Annotated in this window: 18 protein-coding genes; 12 read left to right on the forward strand and 6 right to left on the reverse strand. The window is 42.2% G+C overall.

Going from position 1 to position 20,101, the window contains the following annotated elements:
- The first annotated feature begins 120 nt into the window (after nt 1-120).
- The gene (locus tag SNE25_RS00190) at nt 121-1,524 is read left to right on the forward strand and encodes an MBL fold metallo-hydrolase (RefSeq protein ID WP_321563070.1); all 1,404 of its coding nucleotides are present in this window, start codon (nt 121-123) and stop codon (nt 1,522-1,524) included.
- Between the two features lie 84 nt (nt 1,525-1,608).
- Here the strand turns inward: SNE25_RS00190 and SNE25_RS00195 are convergent, their stop codons facing one another.
- Together SNE25_RS00195 and SNE25_RS00200 are read right to left on the reverse strand one after the other, a co-directional pair.
- Complete coding sequence (locus tag SNE25_RS00195) at nt 1,609-4,326, reverse strand: hypothetical protein (protein WP_321563071.1); 2,718 nt, start codon at nt 4,324-4,326, stop codon at nt 1,609-1,611.
- A 342-nt stretch (nt 4,327-4,668) separates the two neighbouring features.
- On the reverse strand, nt 4,669-6,225 hold the full coding sequence (locus tag SNE25_RS00200) for a M20/M25/M40 family metallo-hydrolase (protein WP_321563072.1): 1,557 nt from the start codon (nt 6,223-6,225) through the stop codon (nt 4,669-4,671).
- A 141-nt stretch (nt 6,226-6,366) separates the two neighbouring features.
- Between SNE25_RS00200 and SNE25_RS00205 the strand changes: the two genes are divergently transcribed.
- Nucleotides 6,367-6,723 carry a bleomycin resistance protein gene (locus tag SNE25_RS00205; protein ID WP_321563073.1) on the forward strand — a complete coding sequence of 119 codons (357 nt, stop codon included), beginning with the start codon at nt 6,367-6,369 and terminating at the stop codon, nt 6,721-6,723.
- Here SNE25_RS00205 and SNE25_RS00210 read toward each other — a convergent pair.
- The 3 genes from SNE25_RS00210 to SNE25_RS00220 all read right to left on the reverse strand — a co-directional run bounded on the left by SNE25_RS00210 (nt 6,716) and on the right by SNE25_RS00220 (nt 9,885).
- The gene (locus SNE25_RS00210) at nt 6,716-7,408 is read right to left on the reverse strand and encodes a response regulator transcription factor (RefSeq protein WP_321563074.1); all 693 of its coding nucleotides are present in this window, start codon (nt 7,406-7,408) and stop codon (nt 6,716-6,718) included. The genes SNE25_RS00205 and SNE25_RS00210 overlap by 8 nt on opposite strands.
- Nucleotides 7,409-7,417: 9 nt before the next feature.
- On the reverse strand, nt 7,418-9,232 hold the full coding sequence (locus SNE25_RS00215) for a sensor histidine kinase (RefSeq protein ID WP_321563075.1): 1,815 nt from the start codon (nt 9,230-9,232) through the stop codon (nt 7,418-7,420).
- 284 nt (nt 9,233-9,516) lie between these two features.
- Nucleotides 9,517-9,885: a DUF3127 domain-containing protein gene (locus SNE25_RS00220; protein ID WP_321563076.1), complete on the reverse strand. Its 369-nt coding sequence runs from the start codon at nt 9,883-9,885 to the stop codon at nt 9,517-9,519.
- A gap of 89 nt (nt 9,886-9,974) precedes the next feature.
- On the opposite strand from SNE25_RS00220, the gene SNE25_RS00225 reads away from it, so the two are divergent.
- The 5 genes from SNE25_RS00225 (at nt 9,975) to SNE25_RS00245 (ending at nt 14,214) form a co-directional block, all read left to right on the forward strand.
- Nucleotides 9,975-11,147, forward strand: coding sequence for a THUMP domain-containing class I SAM-dependent RNA methyltransferase (locus tag SNE25_RS00225; protein WP_321563077.1), 1,173 nt, complete (start codon nt 9,975-9,977; stop codon nt 11,145-11,147).
- Nucleotides 11,148-11,645: a hypothetical protein gene (locus tag SNE25_RS00230; RefSeq protein WP_321563078.1), complete on the forward strand. Its 498-nt coding sequence runs from the start codon at nt 11,148-11,150 to the stop codon at nt 11,643-11,645. It begins immediately after the preceding gene.
- A gap of 206 nt (nt 11,646-11,851) precedes the next feature.
- Nucleotides 11,852-12,091: a helix-turn-helix domain-containing protein gene (locus SNE25_RS00235; RefSeq protein ID WP_321563079.1), complete on the forward strand. Its 240-nt coding sequence runs from the start codon at nt 11,852-11,854 to the stop codon at nt 12,089-12,091.
- A 121-nt stretch (nt 12,092-12,212) separates the two neighbouring features.
- The gene (locus SNE25_RS00240) at nt 12,213-12,860 is read left to right on the forward strand and encodes an HD domain-containing protein (protein ID WP_321563080.1); all 648 of its coding nucleotides are present in this window, start codon (nt 12,213-12,215) and stop codon (nt 12,858-12,860) included.
- A gap of 43 nt (nt 12,861-12,903) precedes the next feature.
- Entirely contained in the window at nt 12,904-14,214 is a 1,311-nt protein-coding gene (locus tag SNE25_RS00245) for a carbohydrate porin (protein WP_321563081.1), read from the forward strand.
- Between the two features lie 240 nt (nt 14,215-14,454).
- Here SNE25_RS00245 and SNE25_RS00250 read toward each other — a convergent pair whose 3' ends face one another.
- Nucleotides 14,455-15,339 carry a UbiA family prenyltransferase gene (locus SNE25_RS00250; RefSeq protein WP_321563082.1) on the reverse strand — a complete coding sequence of 295 codons (885 nt, stop codon included), beginning with the start codon at nt 15,337-15,339 and terminating at the stop codon, nt 14,455-14,457.
- A gap of 137 nt (nt 15,340-15,476) precedes the next feature.
- Here SNE25_RS00250 and SNE25_RS00255 point away from each other — a divergent pair, with 137 nt between their 5' ends.
- The 5 genes from SNE25_RS00255 to SNE25_RS00275 are packed head-to-tail and all read left to right on the forward strand — an operon-like array spanning nt 15,477 to nt 20,061.
- Nucleotides 15,477-16,013: a YceI family protein gene (locus tag SNE25_RS00255; protein WP_321563083.1), complete on the forward strand. Its 537-nt coding sequence runs from the start codon at nt 15,477-15,479 to the stop codon at nt 16,011-16,013.
- A gap of 18 nt (nt 16,014-16,031) precedes the next feature.
- A complete protein-coding gene (locus SNE25_RS00260; protein WP_321563084.1) occupies nt 16,032-17,141 on the forward strand; it encodes a type III polyketide synthase in 1,110 nt (369 codons plus the stop codon).
- A gap of 3 nt (nt 17,142-17,144) precedes the next feature.
- On the forward strand, nt 17,145-18,272 hold the full coding sequence (locus SNE25_RS00265; protein WP_321563085.1) for an NAD(P)/FAD-dependent oxidoreductase: 1,128 nt from the start codon (nt 17,145-17,147) through the stop codon (nt 18,270-18,272).
- A gap of 15 nt (nt 18,273-18,287) precedes the next feature.
- Nucleotides 18,288-18,986: a methyltransferase domain-containing protein gene (locus SNE25_RS00270; RefSeq protein ID WP_321563086.1), complete on the forward strand. Its 699-nt coding sequence runs from the start codon at nt 18,288-18,290 to the stop codon at nt 18,984-18,986.
- Between the two features lie 10 nt (nt 18,987-18,996).
- Complete coding sequence (locus SNE25_RS00275) at nt 18,997-20,061, forward strand: sensor histidine kinase (protein WP_321563087.1); 1,065 nt, start codon at nt 18,997-18,999, stop codon at nt 20,059-20,061.
- Nucleotides 20,062-20,101: the final 40 nt, after the last annotated feature.

The following is a 20,101-nucleotide window of genomic DNA, read 5'->3' on the forward strand; positions in this document are numbered from 1 at the left end:
TTATCCAATTGGTTAAATCTAAGATAAGTACTATAAATGAAAATAACAACTAAGATTTTAGTTTCCGTTTTGTAACCTTTTATTGTGCATCTTGCATCTGCAATTTTATACCACTCATAAATGAATATAACTTTTCATGGCGCTGCCCGTAACGTTACCGGCAGTAAGCATTTGATCAGGCTGAAGGATGATACTACCATTCTGCTTGATTGCGGCATGTTCCAGGGCATGGGCGAACAATCTGAGGACCTTAACGAGCATTTTGGATTTAACCCTAAAAAAGTTGATTACCTGGTACTTTCGCACGCACATATTGACCATTGCGGTTTAATACCCAGGCTGGTGGCCGAAGGATTTAACGGACCAATATTTTGCACATCGGCCACTATGGATCTGGCCCGCATACTGCTGATGGATTCGGCACACATACAAATGCAGGATGCAGAATACAGTAACAAACACCGCGTCCGAAAAGGGCTTCCACCGGAAACCCCGTTATATACCGATGAGCAGGCTATGGCGGCCTTACGATTGTTTAAAATAGTAGAGTATCATGAGGAATTTGAAATAACGCCACGAGTAAAACTTACTTTTACCGATGCCGGGCATATTTTGGGCAGCACGGCAGTGCATTTATCTATACTGGAAGATGGCAAGCTTACCCATATTACCTTTAGCGGTGATGTTGGCCGTTATGATGATTTGCTGCTAAATGATCCAGAAACGTTTGAACAGTCTGAATATATTTTGCTGGAATCGACTTACGGCGACTCATTACATAAAGAGCTGGGGCCGATTGAGGATGCCTTGCTTGACATCGTCAGGCAAACCTGCGAGATCAAGAAGGGGAAATTGATTATCCCGGCATTTAGCGTTGGCCGCACACAAGAATTATTGTATGCTTTAAACGCACTTGAAATGCGTGGTGTATTACCGGATTTACATTATTATGTAGATAGCCCGCTGTCGCAAAAAGCTACCGAGGTGCTCATGAACCATCCGGAGGTATATAACAAGGGTGTTAAGGAAGTTTTAAAAACTGACGCCAACCCGTTTGGCTTTAAAGGCTTGCGTTTTATACAGTCGACCGAAGAATCAAAAGCTTTGAATAACGACCAGCGCCCCTGCGTTATTATATCCTCATCGGGCATGGCCGAGGCGGGACGGGTAAAGCACCATATTAAAAACAATATCAGCAATAATAAAAACACCATTTTAATGGTGGGCTATTGCGAACCCAGCTCGCTGGGCGGCCGTTTATTAAACGGCGACCATGAAGTACACATTTTTGGTGAAATGTATGAGGTTAAGGCCGAGGTAAGATCTATCAAATCGATGAGCGCTCATGGCGATTATGAAGACCTGTTACGTTTCCTCACTTGCCAGGATCCTGAAAAAGTAAAAAAGATATTCTTGGTACATGGCGAATACGAGGTGCAGCAGCATTTTAGCGGCAAACTAAAAGAGAAAGGGTTTAAACATGTTGAAATCCCATACCAGCACCAGAAAATTGAGCTGGAATAATTAATCATTTTGGTAACAAGCAATCAGCCCCGTTCTCTTATGCAGAACGGGGCTGATTTGTAAAGTACAAAAACTAAATATTTATTAAAGTTTCAATAAGTCGCTGTAACAATCACCATATCCTTTATCAGGTAAAAAGTACCCCAAAATCTGTTTAACGTCTTTATCCAGCCTGAAAAAGAACTGCCCGTTATCGTCTAATTTTACGGTTACATATTTTTTCACCACATCGGCAAAGAAAAGTTCGAGAATTACTTTCCCCCTGGCAGGGGCCTTGGTTGCCTTTACCAATACCTGGCCGTATAAGGTATCACCGTCATTACCAAACCTAACAAACTGGGTGGCCTTACCGGTAACAACCTCCACCTCGGCACCACCTAACACATATTTTGAATGCCGTGGATTATCATGAGGATTCTCGATCATACATGCCAGGTTAACTTTATTAGGAACGTCCTGGTATTTTCTTTGTATCTCTTCCGCATTAATTTTATGATCATTATTGCTGGCAATTACATTTATTGATTCATAAACACCCAGCGACAGCGGCCCTTTAAATAAATTGGTATGATCATACTCAAACATCAGTTTAATTTTGCGTGTTTCGGCCGGTTCAAGCCATAACCACATAAATTCTGCATAGGAGCGGTACAAGGGATTAGTTTGATCAGGTATGAGATACACCTGGGTAGCTACCGGGTAAGGATTGCCAACGGTTACATAAGTGATCATCCTTTCGGCCGGCGACGCGCTGGCCGAAATAAAACGGTCATAATTGGATTGGGCCAAATTATTAAGTTCGGTCATTTCGACAATGGCTGGGTTGTCTGGGCGCTGGTATAGCTCTATTCTTACAATAATACAAAAGTGCCCTTCGGCTGGGGGGTTCCAGCTCGTGGTAAACTCTATAGGAGCTCCCCCGGCAGGTACATCTTTCACAACGGTCCCGAGCGGACTTTCGGGAGCTCCGCCAACATTGTAATCTTTAACAGCAAAATGGACCACTACCCCCGGAGCATCAAGGCTGCCATTATTCCTCACCTGCGCAGCTACCGTATTGTCATGCCCTACCCACGGAACATTGAACCATTCGGGGTTTGATGCATTGCGGTCATTACGCACTTCTATATCCGGGCTTTGGTATTGGTGATCAGGCCGCGGCCACGGCCTGATAGAAGGATCGGGTTTGCTGTTTACACCATATTGTACGCGCACACTGGCATTGCTGCCGTTAATGCCACTAACCCCTACTTTAAAATCGGTAGGAAAGGTAGGGTCGGTATGATCTGTTTCTTTATAATCCTTTCCGTTGGTGAGCACACTGCCATCGCCGTCTGCATCATTATTTAACAGTAAGATTACGGGCCTTGATATAGGAGGCACCCAAGGTGCCGATACCACATCCGTTCCAAAAACCACGCTGTCGGTTGGCAGTTGTTTATCTCCAAGTTCCGCCGCCTGGCCTTTACGGTATTCAAAATAGTAGTTCCATCCATCGGCAATACGTACTTCTATCGCCGATGCCTGCCCCGCAGCCGGGGCAGCCTCTATAGGTTGCAGCGTTGTACTCTGGTCAACCGGGGTAGCCATTGAGCTAAAGTTATACTGAACAATATTGGTGGCAGGTAGCCAGCCAAGCATCATGCGGTGCGCCACCGAAAAATATGGCCAGTTCCGCTCAAAATCCATCAATTCCCAATCATCAAGGTTTCTTCCGGGTACCGATGGGGTATATTGATCCAACAGGCCCAGATTGTGGCCAAACTCATGAGAAATTGTTTGATAACGCTTTCGTCCATCGGCTTCCTCCCAGTCATGCGGCATTGACATAATACCAAAACTCTTGTCACCCTCGGAGGTGGAGTATGGGCCCCACTTACCAATAGATGAATAAGGCCAGGCAGCTTTAGCCCTTACAATATTGCCACCCGCATCTGTTGTATGAACAGGTTGGGAAACGCAAAGCAAATATTCATAATTGTTATAATTGATCAGTCCGTCACCGGCTGTAATTGCTGCCTGGTTAAATGCACCCTTGGTTGTTCCATCGGCATTGAAATAAGTATCAAAATCTGCAGGCAATTGTACGGGCCCAAATACATCGGCTGTAATGTCAATATTATTATATGAAACTTCGCGGTAAAATTGCTTTACACTCCTGGTTATACCGCCTTCGGTAACCCCATTTATTAATGAGTTCATCCACTTGTCTTTAATAGCCTGCACATCTGCAATAGTAGTAGAATATCTTTCTGAACTTGTATCAACCAATAAAACGGCAATGCGTTTGGTTCCCGACTGTGGGATAACATTCAGGTTTTGCGGGGCGGCCGGCCCGCCACCCCAGGCGCTTCCGGCGCTATACCCGGTTACAATACCAGTAAATGATCTTGAAGCGCCTACTTTATTATCCGTCCAGATAGTGGTAACCGAAAATTTTTCTTCACTCATCAGAGCCGACGTACTTTTATTATAGCATTGTAGTCTATAATCTCCGGGCTCATAACCAATGCATAACATAATATCGGGATTGGCCGGATCAAATTCCTTATCCTGGCAAAGAGAGATAGTGCCTGCTTTGGGGCCATCGGGTATGGTAAAATAAAGATCATCCAGAGTAAGCACAGGAGAACCGGTTATTTTCAGTTTTACCTTGGTGTAAGAACCAACAAAGTAATCGCCTGCATCAAAAACCAAAACTACCTTTGGGGCTGATAAAATGCCTAAATGCTTTAATAACCATTGCCAAAAGCTAAGGATGAGGGTGACTAAATAGTTTAAAAATTTCTTTAAAATACTCATGACTATACGCTTTAAGGTTAAAAGAAAGTTATTCGTTTATCCCTGTAAGCGATAGAATTTATTAAAGAAAGGCTTTATAATTTTAGATGTACAGGTACCGCAAACAGGAGAAGTATATTAATAATAAAGTTATAGCCCTATTTTAAGGTAGCCATAAGTAATTCTACGCATTATAACAGAAAACACGCAAGTACTTTTACTCGATTTAACAATCAGTAATACAATTACTTACACATATTAATGTCCAATTTTACACAATATGGATTCAAACCGCAGTTATTAAAAAGTAAAAGCGCTCCGGCAGGCCGTGGCGCTTTTACTTTTTAGCTGAAAAATCTGTTTTTACTTTGCAGGCTGTGCTTTTGGCAGCTCCTTGCGTGGTATCATTTCGGCACGTTCAGAAGTATTGTAGACAAATGAGGCTACAATGGTTGCAGCCTGTTTGAGATCGTCCTCTATCAGACGATCGTACGTATCCTGGTTACTATGGTGCGTACGTGAACTATAATCAATAGGGTCTTGTATAAACTGAAAACCGGGGATACCCACCGCGTCAAAAGAAAGATGGTCTGTCCCGCCGGTATTCCTGATGGTTAAGGTTGTTGCGCCCAGGTCATTAAACGGTTCCTGCCATTTTTTAAATATCGGTGCCACGGCCGAATCACCCTGTAAATAAATGCCCCGTATTTTGCCGGTACCATTATCCAGGTTATAATAAGCGGATAATTTAGCCTGTTCGGGTTTAAGCTGCATGGTTTTAGGATCACCGAAGTGATTTAATACATATCCTTTTGAACCAAACAAACCCTGCTCTTCCGAGCTCCACAAGGCAATACGTATAGTACGTTTGGGTTTAAAGTTTATGGCCTTCAAAATACGTACGGCTTCCATCATTACCGCGCTGCCGGCAGCATTATCGGTAGCACCGGTAGCAGCATGCCATGAATCAAGGTGACCGCCTATCATAACAACCTGCTCTTTTAATTTTTTATCAGTGCCTGGTATTTCGGCCACTACATCATAACCCTGAAGGTCGTCTGTTAAAAACTGGGTTTTAATGTCAGCTTCCATCTCTACTTTTTGGCCGCCCTTTGCCAGGCGCAAAATACGCTGGTAATCTTCACTACTGGTTTCCAGTTCGGGCGCCACCGCTTTAGCTGTATCGGCGTATGACGCACCGTTGGTTGTAAATACAGTACCATCGGTACCACGGGCCTGGCTTAAAATCAGCGCAGCCTTTTCATCATATACAAAGCTTCTTAATGCTGTTTGAAAAGCGCGGGCTTTACGGATAGCAGCAAACTGGGGCGAATTAATATCAGCTGGAGCAGCTTGAGGTTGGGGTGTTGCATTGGCCATTTCGGCAAGCTCTTCGTCAGTATACCTAATGGCATCCGGTTTAAGCGTGCGCTCTACCAATGGTTTCACGTCAAATATCACAATCTTTCCTTGCAGCTTACCCTTGTATTTATCCAGATCAATTGCAGAATCGGCCTTTACCACCACAACATCGCCTTTGATGAGGCCATTAGTGCCAGGCGTCCAGGCTTTGGGGATAGCTATAATAGCATGATAATAGGGCACTGTGATTGCCGCATAATTTTTCTGCACTTCCCAGCCTTTGCCAAACGTACCCCATGGCTCCAGTTTGGCGTTCACCAGTCCCCAGGTTTTTAATTGATTAACCGCCCAGTTTTGCGCGCGCCTTAATCCCGGAGAATTGGCCAGCCGCGGACCGGAAACATCTGTTAAATAAAACGCTGTTTCCATTACTTTGGAGTGGTTCAACCCTTCTTCGCGTATTTTTTGAACAGCAGCGGGGTTAACAGTTTCCTGAGCAATTACAGGTAAAGCAATGCCTGCAGAGATGAGGCATGAAAAAAGTAACTTTAGTTTCATAGGTAATGAATTAATGTGATCAGTTAATAACAAACCTATTTATTAATAGTCAAAAAACAATTGCCTGTATTAAAAAAAGTTGTTACAAACGGATAATTTGAGATATATTAGAATTAATAGCCATTTTGAAAACCTGATATTATGCTGCAAATCGCCATACCTGTTTTAGCATCATTAAATGAAGCCAATACCGTGAAGTTTTACACCGAAAAACTGGGATTTGCATTTCATGCCAGTTGGGATGGATATTTGATCCTGAGCCGCGACGGAATTTATATCCATTTGTGGCCCTGCGCTAATGCTGCAATTGCAAAAAGCACCAGTTGTTATATTATTGTAAACGAAGTTGAAAAGTTATATGCCGAATATAAATCAGCAGGTGTTGTTCATCCGGAAAACGAACTGCAAGACAGACCCTGGAAGATGAAAGAATTCAGCATATTGGATAATAATGGCAACCTAATCCATTTCGGTCAGGATATTTCGGGAGTTAATTAATAAGCAGTTTATAGCCCCGGCCATGTACGTTTATGATCTCTACACTGGGATCATCCTTTAAATACTTGCGTATTTTGCTCAAAAACACGTCCATGCTGCGGCCGTTAAAGTAATTATCATCGTGCCATATATTCAGCAAGGCTTCTTCGCGGGTAAGCACTTCGTTTTTCCGCATGCATAATAAGCGAAGCAGTTCGGCCTCTTTGGTTGAAAGCTTTTGCTGCGCATCGCCTATAGTAATGATCTGTGTAGTATAATCAAATATATAGCGGCCTATCTTAAATGTAGTCTGTTTTTCTTCTTCCTTTTTATCGGTACTCTCGGTTCTTTTAAGCAAGGCATTAATGCGGAGCAGCAGTTCTTCAATACGGAATGGCTTGGTGATATAATCGTCGCCACCCAGGTTAAAGGCCTGCATTTTATCTTCGATCATACCTTTGGCTGTGGCAAAAATAATAGGCACATGCGGGTTTATCTTCCTGATGTCCTTACCCAGGGTAAAACCGTCCTTCTTAGGCATCATCACGTCTAATATCAGCAGGTCATACACTTGTTTGGTAAAGGCACGCAAGCCTTCCTCGCCGTCTTTACACAAAACAACATCAAATTTACCCTTCAATTGCAGATAATCCTGCAACAGTAAACCCAAATTGGCATCGTCCTCAACCAGTAGTATTTTCTTCATATAGTATAGTTAGGCCAGCAGAAATTTCAGTTCAAACTCCGAGCCTTTTTCCTTTTCAGATTTTACGCTTATAGTACCGTTCAGTCTTTTGACAATGGTATTTACGTAGCTCAGCCCTAACCCAAATCCCTTAACATCGTGCAGGTTACCGGTAGGTATACGGTAAAATTGTTCAAATATTTTTGTTTGCTGATCGCGGCTCATGCCTATGCCCTTATCTGCCACCCTGATGAGTACCTGCCCACTTTTAACCACTGTGCTTATCGTTATCTCGGGCGCTGTAGCGCTGTATTTTATGGCATTATCAATCAGGTTATACAACACATTTGAAAAATGCAGCTCATCGGCAACAATTACCGTATTTTCATTGGTAAGGTTAAGGGTAGTTTTCGCATTATGCTTATGCAGTTTAAGTGCCATGCTATCCAGCACAACAGCTATCATATCATTTACATCAAGCGGCTTTTTGTCCAGTTTAAAATCATCCTTTTCAATACGGGCAACGTTCAGTACACGTTCAATATGACTGCCCAGCCGCGCGTTCTCTTCAAATATAATATTAGCCAGGCGCGACACGCGGCTTTTATCCTCAGCAATTTCATTATCCTTTAAAGCCTCACTGGCTATCATAATGGTTGACACGGGTGTTTTAAACTCGTGGGTCATATTATTAATGAAATCGATCTTCATTTCCGATACCTTTTTTTGTTTGAGGATGGAAAAGATGGTATAACCGAAACAAAATATCAGCACTGCCAGTAAACCTCCCGAAGTACCTACAGTGGCGGTCATGTTTCTTAATATGAGCGAATTTTTTTGCGGAAATGCCAGCTTAATTTTACCCGGATCGTTAATCACATCTTTGCTGAATATGGGCGTTTGATAGGTATTTGCAGCTATAAACATGGGTTTGTTACCATCGTTATCGGTAGCGCTCGAAAATATGAGCGAATCACTGCTGGCCGTGGTTACTTCATAACTGAAGGGCAAAAAGATGCCTTTGTTATGCAACTCAAAACGAAGTAAAGAGTCAATCCAGAACGGGTTTACTCGTTTTTTCAAAGGTTCACCGGTTTTACGGTATTCTTCGGCAAGGTTTTCAATTACAGTGGTTTTGCCGCTGTTGAGGTTTTGCAGCGAGTCTGTTTCCAGCATTTTCTTGATTTGGGCAACCTGTCGTTCCTTTTGCTTGCGTATCTGCTCTCGCTGCCATAAAGGATTTATCTGTGGTACCGAAATTAGCTGTTTACCAAACTGCGGATCGATATATACATACCTTAAGGTATCATATTTATGCAGCTTTTTTGGTCGGTTTATGGTACGGGTAATGCGTGTTCGTACAATTTGCGGAGTAAAACGGCCGTGTACCACACCAAACTCATCTGTATATTCCTCAACCTTTACCTGAAAATCAACCGAACTTTCCTGCTGCAGCAAATTAGCCAGTTCATCATCCATTTTTTTATGCATGATCATCCGCTCCAGGCTATCGCGTAATATGGCAATCTTCTTTTCGCGCAGGGATTGCTTTTTATTCTTTTTATACGCGTACGGCTTGTTGGCATTACTTTTCAACACCCGTATTCCTGCGTTGCTATCATTACCTGCGGTAATACTGCCCTGTGCCTTATTGCTTAAAAAATTAACAGCGTCCTGTTTACTAACTTTTGACACCACATTGTTAAGCGCCTCATTTACCGAACGGTCAAACAATTCAGATTGCATCTGGTACGATTGCCTTAAAAAGTACAATTGCATGGCCATTACACCCAAAAGCGCAAAACCCATTAACCCAATAATTAACCCGATGCTTCTTTTCTTCATTTGCTAACAAGCAAAATTATTTTAAATAACTGTACTATAATTGCTTTTAACAAAATTTAACAATTGTTAATTACAATAACCTGTTGAAATATAACCTTTTGCTTCGACATGGCCTATACCCAGCGATCAACAATAAAATATACAAAAAATAGAAGGAGACAGGTTATATATGGGAGTAGGGGCCTGTAGTTTGTGCTAAACAAAAACAACCATAGCCAAAACGATCCCTTTTTTAATTAAAAAAGGGATCGTTTATTTAATAAGTACTTTATTAAGCAGGCCGATTAAAACGGCAGATCGTCGTCATCATTTGATGAGCTGATATCTGACGATGGCGCCGCATATTCTGGTGTAGTTGCGCTGCCTGCACCTGCTGCCAGCGCATTTACTCTCCATAGCTGCAGGGAGTTGAAATAGCTTTTTTTACCTGTTTTATCAGTCCATGGGCGGCCTTTCAGGTTAAAGAAAACTTCAACATCATCGCCTACCTTAACATTGTCTAATAGGGCGCAGCGATCCTGTATAGCTTCAAATTTTAAATATTCGGGATATTGAGGGTTCTCAATATATTCAAGTATCAGTTCGCGTTTTTTTAGTGATTCAGTTACCTGCACTGTTGGCGACACTTCATATACCTTACCTTTAACTTCCATAATAATCTTCTCAAAAAAATTTAAAATGTAAAGTTAATAGATAAGAAATTAAAATAGGGTGTTTTTAATTTATAAATTCGCAAAATAATATGCAAGTTTTCCACACCGAAAGTAAAATCGTAATTACCTGTAACAAAAGACTGTCGCCTTACCTGCAGCAGGAAGTTGAGGAATTGGGTTTTACACCTACCCGTGTTTTTCAAACCGGAGTTGAATTATTGGGTACTGTTACTGATACCATTGCCCTAAACCTTAACCTGCGCTGCGCAAGCCAGGTACTGTACTTATTAAAAAGCTTTAAAGCAGCCAACCCCAATGAGCTTTATGAAGAGCTGGTTACCATTGAATGGGAAAAACTGATAGATTTCGCCGGATATTTTTCCGTATCGTCAAACGTTAATAACGAACATATCCTTACCCCGTTGTTTGCCAATGTAAAGGTTAAAGATGCCATTGCCGACAGAATAAAATCGGTAAAAGGTATACGGCCAAACTCAGGGGCCGAGGCTAATAAAACCCTGATTCACCTGTACTGGCAGGATGACAATGCCGATATTTTTATTGATTCATCCGGCGAAACGCTGGCCAAACACAGCTACCGTAAAATACCGGGCAAGGCTCCTATGCTCGAAGCTTTGGCTGCATCAACCATTATGGCTACCCGCTGGGACAGGAAGAGCACCTTTATTAACCCCATGTGCGGTTCGGGTACGCTGGCCATTGAGGCGGCACTGCTGGCTACCGATAAATGCCCGGGCTTATTCAGGATGAATTACGGCTTTATGCACATTTTAGGGTATGATGAAACCGTGTTTTTTACCGAGCGCCGTAAATTAAAGGATAAGGCAAAAAAAGAAACAAATTTTAAAATTATAGCTACCGATATATCTGCCGACGCCGTTGACATTGCTCAAAAAAATGCAAAAACCGCCGGGGTAGAACATTTAATTGATTTTAACGTTTGTGATTTTGAAGATACCGAAGTGCCCGGAGATGCAGGTGTGGTAATGTTTAACCCCGAATACGGCGAACGTCTGGGCGTACACTCCAAACTGGAAGCTACCTATAAACGTATGGGCGATTTTATGAAAAAGAAATGCCTCGGATACCGCGGCTATATTTTCACGGGCAACCCCGACCTGGCAAAAAAAATAGGTTTGCGCCCGGCACGAAGAATTGAATTTTACAATGGAAAGCTTGATTGCCGCCTATTAGAGTATGAGCTGTATGAAGGCAGCAAAAGAGAACCAAAAGAAGTATAAATGAAGAAGACCCTGTTATTTACTATAGCTATTTTATCATCTGTTTACAGTATGGCCCAAACCGAGCTTGCATTCCCGTTTCAGGGTGGTGGTGCGGTAATGTCCCGTTTTTTTAGGGATAGCCTGAAAGTATCGCCCGAGATAATTAAAAAGAAAGCTACCGGCACTGCAGTATTTAAGTTTACAGCCGATGAAAAAGGCACTATTAAAAAGATAATCGTTTACTACGCTGATGATTATGTTTTAACCCTACCTATTATTGAAGCCCTTAAAAAATCGAACCATAAATGGGTTATTCCCGATCATGAAAAGTTTCATGATTTTATCATTCCTTTTTCCATCAGTTTTAATCCGCCTGCGATGGCCAGCAATGCTACCATTAAGGAGGCATATAATTTTTATAGTCAGCGTAAACCCATCGTGTCTTACAACCAGGTACCGTTAGAATATGCTACACTGCTGCCAACAGTGGTGGTAAGCTATAATTTGCCGGAGTAAAACAAACTGATAATCAATAATACACGAAATTTTGTTGCCGCGAATGTATATCAAAACATTCGTGCCAATGTGTTATACGCAAAAAATTACTTTCTCTGGCACTCTGCTCATTCATCAAATAAAAAAAATATTTTAATTTAAACTAAAAATTTAAAATCCGGGCGACCTTTAATTTCGTTAGTTATAGTAAACCAATAACTAATTGAATGAAAGACATGCTGAATTTCAAGATAAGGGCAATTGCAGCTAACATCAGAAATACAAGAGAAAACCTGAACTATACTCAGGAATACCTGGCTGCCAAACTTGGCATATCACAAAATGCTTACAGCAAAATTGAACTGGGCTATACCAAGATAACTGTTGAACGGCTTTTTCAAATTGCCGCTATTTTAGAAGCCGACGTTCACGAATTAATAGATACTGAGAAAATAGTCGCCGCTTAATGAAACTGAAAGGCAAAAAACCCGACATTCATCCTCGGATATTTAAGCCGAACCTTATCAAGCCCAAAGCAAAATAAATAATTCCATTTTGCTGTGGGCTTTTCACTTAAATTTGCCCCTGATGGAAAACAATAACCTTATTGCTGCAACCGCAGGATTTGTACGGGATACCTTGAAAAATGCAGAAGGCGGCCATGACTGGTCGCATATACACCGCGTATGGACCAACGCCAAATTAATAGCGCAAACAGAAAAGGCCGATCCGCTTGTTGTTGAGCTCGCGGCCCTTCTTCACGATATTGCCGACAGTAAATTCCATAATGGCGACGAGGAAATTGGCCCCACCACTGCAGGTAAATACCTCAATAGCATGAATGTTGATGCCGGAATTGTTGAACATGTGCAGCAAATTATCAGGCACATGTCGTTCAAATCAAGTTTTGATAACCCTGCCTTTCATTCGCCCGAACTGGCTATAGTACAGGATGCCGACCGTCTTGACGCTATTGGTGCCATAGGCATTGCCCGCGCATTCACCTACGGTGGCTTTAAGGGTCGGGAGCTGTATAATCCGCAAATTAAGCCCAATCTGAACATGAGCAAAGAGGAATATAAAAACTCTTCTGCCCCAACCATTAACCATTTTTACGAAAAACTGTTATTACTGAAAGACAAAATGAACACCGAAACGGGCAAAAAACTGGCACAGCAACGTCATGAGTTTATGGAGGCTTATTTACAACAATTCTATATGGAGTGCGGACAGTAAATTTTTAGCTAAAGTTTACTTTCTTTGCGCAAAAATTGGGCTTATGAAAAAAACTTTATCACTCACCGTAATTCTAACGGGCATTTCGTTTTTTTGCCGCGCACAGGATACGCTCAAACAGCAGCGTTTTAACTTCCATTTCCAGCAAACGGTAATTACCCAGACTAAGCCCTCCTTTAGTGCCGATTATACCGGAGCAAACAGCATGATTACCAAAGGCGAAACACAAAGTTCGTTAACAACTACCCTTTTTGGGGGTGCTCGGTTATGGAAAGGTGCCGAAGCCTATTTTAACCCTGAACTTTCTGGGGGTTCAGGATTAAGCAAAACATTAGGTGCTGCCGGTTTCCCCAACGGCGAAACTTTTAGGGTGGGTGCCGCAGAACCTAAAATTTATATAGCCCGGTTATATTTTACCCAGAACTTTGAATGGGGTAAAGAAAAAGATACCTTAACCGATGATGCCAATCAATTGGCCGGCCTTAAAAGCAAACGTTATTTTTCTGTAACCGTTGGTAAATTTGGCATGGCCGATTTTTATGATGGCAACGAGTTTAGCCATGATCCGCGCACACAGTTCATGAACTGGTCGTTAATGGATAATGGCGCGTGGGATTATCCCGCAAATACCCGCGGTTACGTAATGGGTGTCCATACCGAATTGGGCCAGCCCAACTGGACTTTAAGATTTGCCTTCACCATGTCAACAACCGAAGCTAACGGTGCTATCTGGGATGCCAAAATAGGCAGGGCCAACACACAGACTTTAGAATATGAACGGCGCTATACCCTTAATGGCAATAAAGGAACCGTACGTGTTTTAGCGTTCAGGAATAATGGCAAAATGGGGGTATACAGCCAGGCGCTTGCTATTAACCCGGTTAATCCTGTTGTTGATACCAACCTCGTATATAGCAAACACAAATATGGCTTCGGCATTAGTGCCGATCAGTATCTGAGTAAGGATTTTGGCGTATTTGCAAAGCTTAGCTATAATGACGGTAAAACAGAAACCTGGTATTTTACTGAAATAGATCGGTCGCTAAGCTTTGGCGGCGTCCTTAAGGGCACTTCATGGAAACGCGCTGATGATGAACTCGGACTTGCATTTGTGGCCAACGGATTATCAAAACCACATCGCGACTACCTGGCCGCCGGTGGCTATGGCTTTATTATCGGCGATGGTAAACTAAATTATAGTCATGAACTTATTGCCGAATTGTATTATAAGATAAATGCTTTTCAAAAGAAATTCTGGCTCACCCCCGATTACCAGTTTATCCTAAACCCGGCTTACAATAAAGACCGCGGCCCCGTGAATGTGTTTTCGCTAAGGGCACATGTGGAGTTTTAAAGAAACATTGAAGTGGAAAAGCCTAACGTGTTCACGTTCACACCCCGTGAACAATCATGGACTTTTATGAACAATTGATAATCAGCCAATTGCATTTTTAAAGCAAAATGTTATATATAGGAAGATATAGCAGATTTAATAAGATTCCCTGGTCGGGAGATAATTTCTCGCTACCGTTCTATTTAATATATGCTTTATTTCTTCCGAACACTTGTGGTGTTGCCACCAATAACCATTATATCACCCCATTATAGCCAGCACACCAAAATAAATTAACATACAAGCCGAGCTTAAAAAATTCATGCGCATGGCGTTTTTAAAATTGGCATTTTCTGTTGACTGGCCCACTTTGTAAAACCAATAATTAAAAAACAAGAATATGGGCAGCGCGCAAAGCAAAAAAAAGTAAAAGTTCAGCATCATGCCTGCTAAATGCCAGTAGTACCATGACAAGGCTATCCCAGTTGCAAATAATAATCCCGAAAAAATAAAAGAGCCCTTATAACCCAACAGTAGACTCAGCGTCCGGTCGCCGCGGCGGCTATCCTCCGCATGCTGGTAAATCTGTGTTAAGGGATATGAAGCACCTATTAAACAAGAGCAAATTCCTCCGGCTATCACAAACCCAATATCCCAATGCCTAAACAGGCTTAATCCTGTTAAAGCCGAATAGGTGGTAAAATATATAAACGCCCCTTGAAAAAAGAAAACCGTAAGGAAACTAATAATTGGGTATTTCTTTAATCGAGTGGCCGGGTGGCTGTATAATTTTGACATGATACCATATAGCAGTACGGCGAAGGCAAACTCCCAGTTAATTAAAAACCCAATTAAAAAGGCCACAGCTTCCAGCAATATCGAAAAATAGTACAAACTTATATCTACCTCAGGCGGTTTAGCTAAAAGGGCAATACTTTCTTCATCACGGTCAAAATAACTATTATATCCGTTACTAGCCGGGAAAGCCAGCAAATGCCAAATAAAAAATATAAGCAGTGCCTGAGCAGTGTTAACCGCATCAGCCTGACTAAGCGCAAAAAGATATACCGGCAATAAAAAAACAGAAAACACAAAGCGCAGATGGGCCAATGCCGAGCGGGTAGGTATAAGCTGTTTTAGTTTCATTTATAAATGTTTTATAAAGCCAGGTTGTTTTGCCTGTCATGTTAACAACGAAATAAATACCCACGTAGTTGCCTGCACATACTAAAGTAAAAATTAGTATTCAATAAAATGTTATGTTTGATAGTTACGTTTATTCCATGATGAAAAAAATATATATCGTCTTAATTTTAGCCATTTTAGCTTGCAGCAGCTTTGCGCAAACAAAATCAACCATTACCAAAGCATCTGTTACATTTAAAATTAAAAATCTGGGTATTAACACTTCCGGGGCTTTTAATGATTTACAAGCCAGCATACAATTTAAACCGACAGACCTTGCCGGTAGCACAATTGAGGCGTCTGTTAATTCGGGTTCCATTAATACCGATAACAGCATGCGCGATTCGCACCTTAAAGGCTCCGATTATTTTGACGCAGTCAACTATCCCCGGGTCACCATGAAATCGGTATCATTTAAACATAAAAGCGGAGGCAACTATATTGGCCATTTTAACGTAACTATAAAAGATAAAACAAAGTTAATAGAAGTACCTTTTACTTATACAGAATCGGGCAATACCGCTATGTTTAATGGCAGCTTTAAAATAAACAGGTCTGACTTTGGTATTGGAGGCAAAAACATGGTGCTGGCAGACGAGGCCACGGTTACTGTAGATACCGAAATCAGCAAGTAAAAGGATGATATAATATAAATGGATAGTTGCATAAGTGCCATTGGGATAGCAAATCCCGACAACCGTATAGCGCAAAGTGATATTTACCACTTCATGGTAAATGCATTTGGGCTGGATGCAACCAATGCTTCACGGCTTAAACGTATCTATGATCATTCGGGTATTGATTATCGCTACTCGGTGATCCCCGACTTTGGCAGCAGCGATCCGTCGCAATATACTTTTTTTGAACAGGTTACTGATCTGGAACCCTTCCCCGGAACACAAAAAAGGCTAAAACTTTATGAGCAGGAGGCTATATCTATTGCCATTAAGGCTGTAAAAAACTGTCTTAACAATTTTGAGGATGGCATTTTACAACAGATAACCCACCTTATAACGGTTAGCTGTACCGGCATGCATGCTCCCGGTATTGATATTGAACTGGTTGAAAAACTACAGCTAAACCGCGATACCGAGCGTACCTGCATTAATTTCATGGGATGTTATGGCGCCATAAATGCCCTGAAGGTGGCCGATTATATTTGCCGCGCCAACACGGAAGCCAAGGTTCTGGTGGTAAGCGTGGAGCTATGTACACTGCATTTTCAAAAAGACAATACCCTTGATAACTGGGTGGCCAACTCCCTGTTCAGCGATGGGGCGGCGGCGGTATTGGTTGAAAATACAGTAAACCGCCTGGGTAAAGGAACATACCTCTCATTAAAAAACTTTTATACCGAATTTGTTACGGAGGCCCGTGATGATATGGGGTGGTACGTGGGGAATACCGGTTTTGAAATGAAGCTCACTTCACGCGTATCCAAACAGATAAAAAAACACATTAAGGATTTAACAGGGCGTTTCCTGCAAAAAATCAAGATCGATGCCGATCAGATAACCGCATATGCGGTACACCCCGGCGGCCGTACTATACTGGAGGCGGTTGAAGACGCCCTTGAACTGCCTGAAGAAAGCAATGCTTTTGCCTACCAAACACTGCAGGAATACGGAAACATGTCGTCGGCTACCATATTATTTGTTTTGCAAAAGATGTTGGCAGCTCAAAACCTGAAAGAGCAAAAAATAATGAGCTTTGCTTTCGGACCGGGTTTAACAGTTGAAGGTATGATACTGGAAATGCATTAAGCCATGAACGATGTAATTGTAGTTGGCGGCGGTTTGGCAGGATTATTTAATGCCATTTTGCTTAACCGGGCCGGTCTGCGGGTTACAGTTATCGAGAAAAAGAGCTATCCCATGCACCGTGTTTGCGGCGAATATATATCAAACGAGGTTATACCTTTCTTGAATAAGTTAGATATTGACCTGGAACCACTGCAGGTTGCCCGGATTAATCGCCTCGAAGTAACCGCAGTATCGGGCACCAAACTTTCTCAAAAACTTGATCTCGGTGGCTTTGGCCTGAGCCGCTTTACCTTTGATCATCTTTTATACCAAAAAGCCGTTGCCGAAGGTGTAAGCGTACTTACCAGTACCCGGGTAGAGGATATCCGTTTCGTTGATAATCATTTCGAGGTTACAACCCCTGACGGTATACTGACCGCCCCGCTTGTAATAGGTTCATTTGGCAAGCGTTCCAATCTAGATCAAAAATTAAAACGCCCGTTTTTCTATAAACGCAGCCCTTTCCTGGCCGTAAAGTTTCACCTGAAGATGGATTTTCCTGATGACCTGATACAGCTTAATAATTATAAAGATGGTTATTGCGGTGTAAGTAAAACCGATGGCGACCGCTACTGCATGTGCTACATGGCTCACCGCGATGATCTGCGTAAATACGGAACCTTGCAGGCGCTGGAAGAAAACGTGATCCGCAAAAATCAATATCTTGATGATATTTTCCGCAATGCAGAGTTCTTGCTGGATAAGCCCGAGGTGATCAATGAAATATCCTTTGAAAAAAAATCACCGGTAGAAGATCATATCCTAATGAGTGGCGACACCGCAGGCATGATAGCCCCGCTTTGCGGCAATGGCATGACCATGGCTATCCACTCGGCCAAAATACTGTCCGAAAAAATCATCAACCATTACCGCAGCGATAAATTCACTCCTGATAACCGGGCGGCACTGGAGGCCGATTACAGTCAAAGCTGGAACAATCAGTTCGCCAGGCGTTTATGGACAGGGCGCCAGTTACAACGTTTATTTGGCAATAATACTACTACAGCCCTCACCCTAAATGCATTAAAGGTGATGCCCCCTGTATCCCGGTTTCTGATCAGCAAAACCCACGGCAAACCTTTTGCCGGATAGCAGCGTATTCATTATATGGCAAATTTAAGAATGCGCGCCTATGACACTGAAATAATGGACGATTTTGATCTACCCATGAGCGAGATAGCTCCGGTTTTGAGTGGTTTAGGTAAAGTTAATTCCTGGTTTGGCGGCCACAACCACCTTATTAAAGCGCTAAAGAATTTCCCCGTTCAAAAAGGCTACTTTGTAAGCGACTGGGGCTGTGGAGGCGGTGACGCTTTGATAGCTATTGCCAAATGGGGCGCTAAAAACAATCTCGAATTAAAATTAACCGGTGTTGATGCTGCCCCTGCTGCTATCAGCTTTGCCCACAGTCAATCAACAGCATTTTCAAACATAAATTACCTGAAGCAGGATGTTATTACAGATGAGGCCGGCACCCGGCGATATGACATCATTATCAGCAGCCTGTTCACCCATCACTTTGATGATGAGCAATGGGTAAAACTCATTAAAAATATGCAGGCATCGGCACGTAAAGGCATCATCATTACCGATCTGCACCGCCACTGGCTGTTATATTACGCCGTTATAGTCATAACCCATATTTTCACCCGCAATAAAATGGCGCGCAATGATGGGCCCCTGTCGGTAAAACGCGCCTTCAAAAAACACGAATTGGTGGCATTATTAAAAAATGCAGGAATTGATAACTATAATTTAACATGGCATTGGCCGTTCCGCTGGCAGTTAATCATCTATAAATCGTAACTTTACGGTTATGAACTTGCGTGTACTGGTTTTAATAACCGCGCTGGGCGTCGCTATAACGCTTTCAGCTGTTAACTTTTATTTTCAGCATAAGTGGTACGATGTAATGGTAACCTTTTTAGCTACACTGATCACCAGCTATGTAGTTTTTTATTACCTCATTGAAAAATACATCTATTCCCGTATAAAACTCATATATAAGCTCATTCACAACTTAAAGCTGGGTCGCGATCTGCGCGATGCCCTGGGCGAGCATGTAAGCGCCAATCCCATTAATGATGTGGAACAGGAAGTAAAGGAATGGGCCAAGCAAAAAAAGATTGAGATTGATGAACTGCGCAAACAGGAAAAATTTCGCCGTGATTTTTTGTCGAACATTTCACACGAATTTAAAACCCCGCTTTTTGCCATACAGGGCTATATTGAAGCCCTGCAGGACGATGATTTTGAAGACCGCGAAATGGCCCGCCAGTTTTTAGAAAAAGCGTCAAAAAATGTGGACCGCCTGAGTTATCTGATCAAGGACCTTGATGAAATATCGAAACTCGAATCGGGCGAAATACCTATTAATTACAGCAAATTCAAGATCAACGACCTCATTAAAGAAGTTTTTGAATCATTAGAGATCAAAGGCAAGCAATACCATATTAAATTAATATTTAAACAAAAATATGATGAAGGTATATTGGTATACGCCGATCGTGAAAAAATAAGGCAGGTACTGGTTAACCTTATCGACAACTCTTTTAAGTACGGCAAGGAGGAAGGCAGCACATCTGTAAGCCTTTTTGTACTGCATGACCAGGTATTGGTTGAGGTTACTGATGATGGTATTGGCATTGAAGAAAAGTTCCTTCCACGCTTATTTGAGCGATTTTACCGTACCGACAGCAGTCGTTCAAGACAAATTGGTGGCTCGGGGCTTGGGCTGGCTATTGTTAAACACATTATTGAGGCACATCAGCAAACCATTAACGTGCGCAGTACAGAGGGTTTGGGTTCAACATTTGGTTTTACCCTGCAAATTGCAAAGCAAACCCTGCATTTACCCAATATACCCGTGTTAAAAAGTTAACATTAACTTAACATAGCAACTGTACCTTTATCCCAATTTA

Source organism: Mucilaginibacter sabulilitoris, from assembly GCF_034262375.1.
Taxonomy (GTDB): Bacteria; Bacteroidota; Bacteroidia; order Sphingobacteriales; family Sphingobacteriaceae; genus Mucilaginibacter; species Mucilaginibacter sabulilitoris.

Coding starts and splice junctions, on each gene's coding strand:
- SNE25_RS00265 (WP_321563085.1), top strand. CDS start 17,145: ATGAACGATGTAATTGTAGTTGGCGGCGGTTTGGCAGGATTATTTAAT.
- SNE25_RS00260 (WP_321563084.1), top strand. CDS start 16,032: ATGGATAGTTGCATAAGTGCCATTGGGATAGCAAATCCCGACAACCGT.
- SNE25_RS00210 (WP_321563074.1), bottom strand. CDS start 7,408: ATGAAGAAAATACTACTGGTTGAGGACGATGCCAATTTGGGTTTACTG.
- SNE25_RS00200 (WP_321563072.1), bottom strand. CDS start 6,225: ATGAAACTAAAGTTACTTTTTTCATGCCTCATCTCTGCAGGCATTGCT.
- SNE25_RS00230 (WP_321563078.1), top strand. CDS start 11,148: ATGAAGAAGACCCTGTTATTTACTATAGCTATTTTATCATCTGTTTAC.
- SNE25_RS00255 (WP_321563083.1), top strand. CDS start 15,477: ATGATGAAAAAAATATATATCGTCTTAATTTTAGCCATTTTAGCTTGC.
- SNE25_RS00190 (WP_321563070.1), top strand. CDS start 121: ATGAATATAACTTTTCATGGCGCTGCCCGTAACGTTACCGGCAGTAAG.
- SNE25_RS00275 (WP_321563087.1), top strand. CDS start 18,997: ATGAACTTGCGTGTACTGGTTTTAATAACCGCGCTGGGCGTCGCTATA.
- SNE25_RS00195 (WP_321563071.1), bottom strand. CDS start 4,326: ATGAGTATTTTAAAGAAATTTTTAAACTATTTAGTCACCCTCATCCTT.
- SNE25_RS00245 (WP_321563081.1), top strand. CDS start 12,904: ATGAAAAAAACTTTATCACTCACCGTAATTCTAACGGGCATTTCGTTT.
- SNE25_RS00250 (WP_321563082.1), bottom strand. CDS start 15,339: ATGAAACTAAAACAGCTTATACCTACCCGCTCGGCATTGGCCCATCTG.
- SNE25_RS00235 (WP_321563079.1), top strand. CDS start 11,852: ATGAAAGACATGCTGAATTTCAAGATAAGGGCAATTGCAGCTAACATC.
- SNE25_RS00270 (WP_321563086.1), top strand. CDS start 18,288: ATGGCAAATTTAAGAATGCGCGCCTATGACACTGAAATAATGGACGAT.
- SNE25_RS00205 (WP_321563073.1), top strand. CDS start 6,367: ATGCTGCAAATCGCCATACCTGTTTTAGCATCATTAAATGAAGCCAAT.
- SNE25_RS00215 (WP_321563075.1), bottom strand. CDS start 9,232: ATGAAGAAAAGAAGCATCGGGTTAATTATTGGGTTAATGGGTTTTGCG.
- SNE25_RS00240 (WP_321563080.1), top strand. CDS start 12,213: ATGGAAAACAATAACCTTATTGCTGCAACCGCAGGATTTGTACGGGAT.
- SNE25_RS00225 (WP_321563077.1), top strand. CDS start 9,975: ATGCAAGTTTTCCACACCGAAAGTAAAATCGTAATTACCTGTAACAAA.
- SNE25_RS00220 (WP_321563076.1), bottom strand. CDS start 9,885: ATGGAAGTTAAAGGTAAGGTATATGAAGTGTCGCCAACAGTGCAGGTA.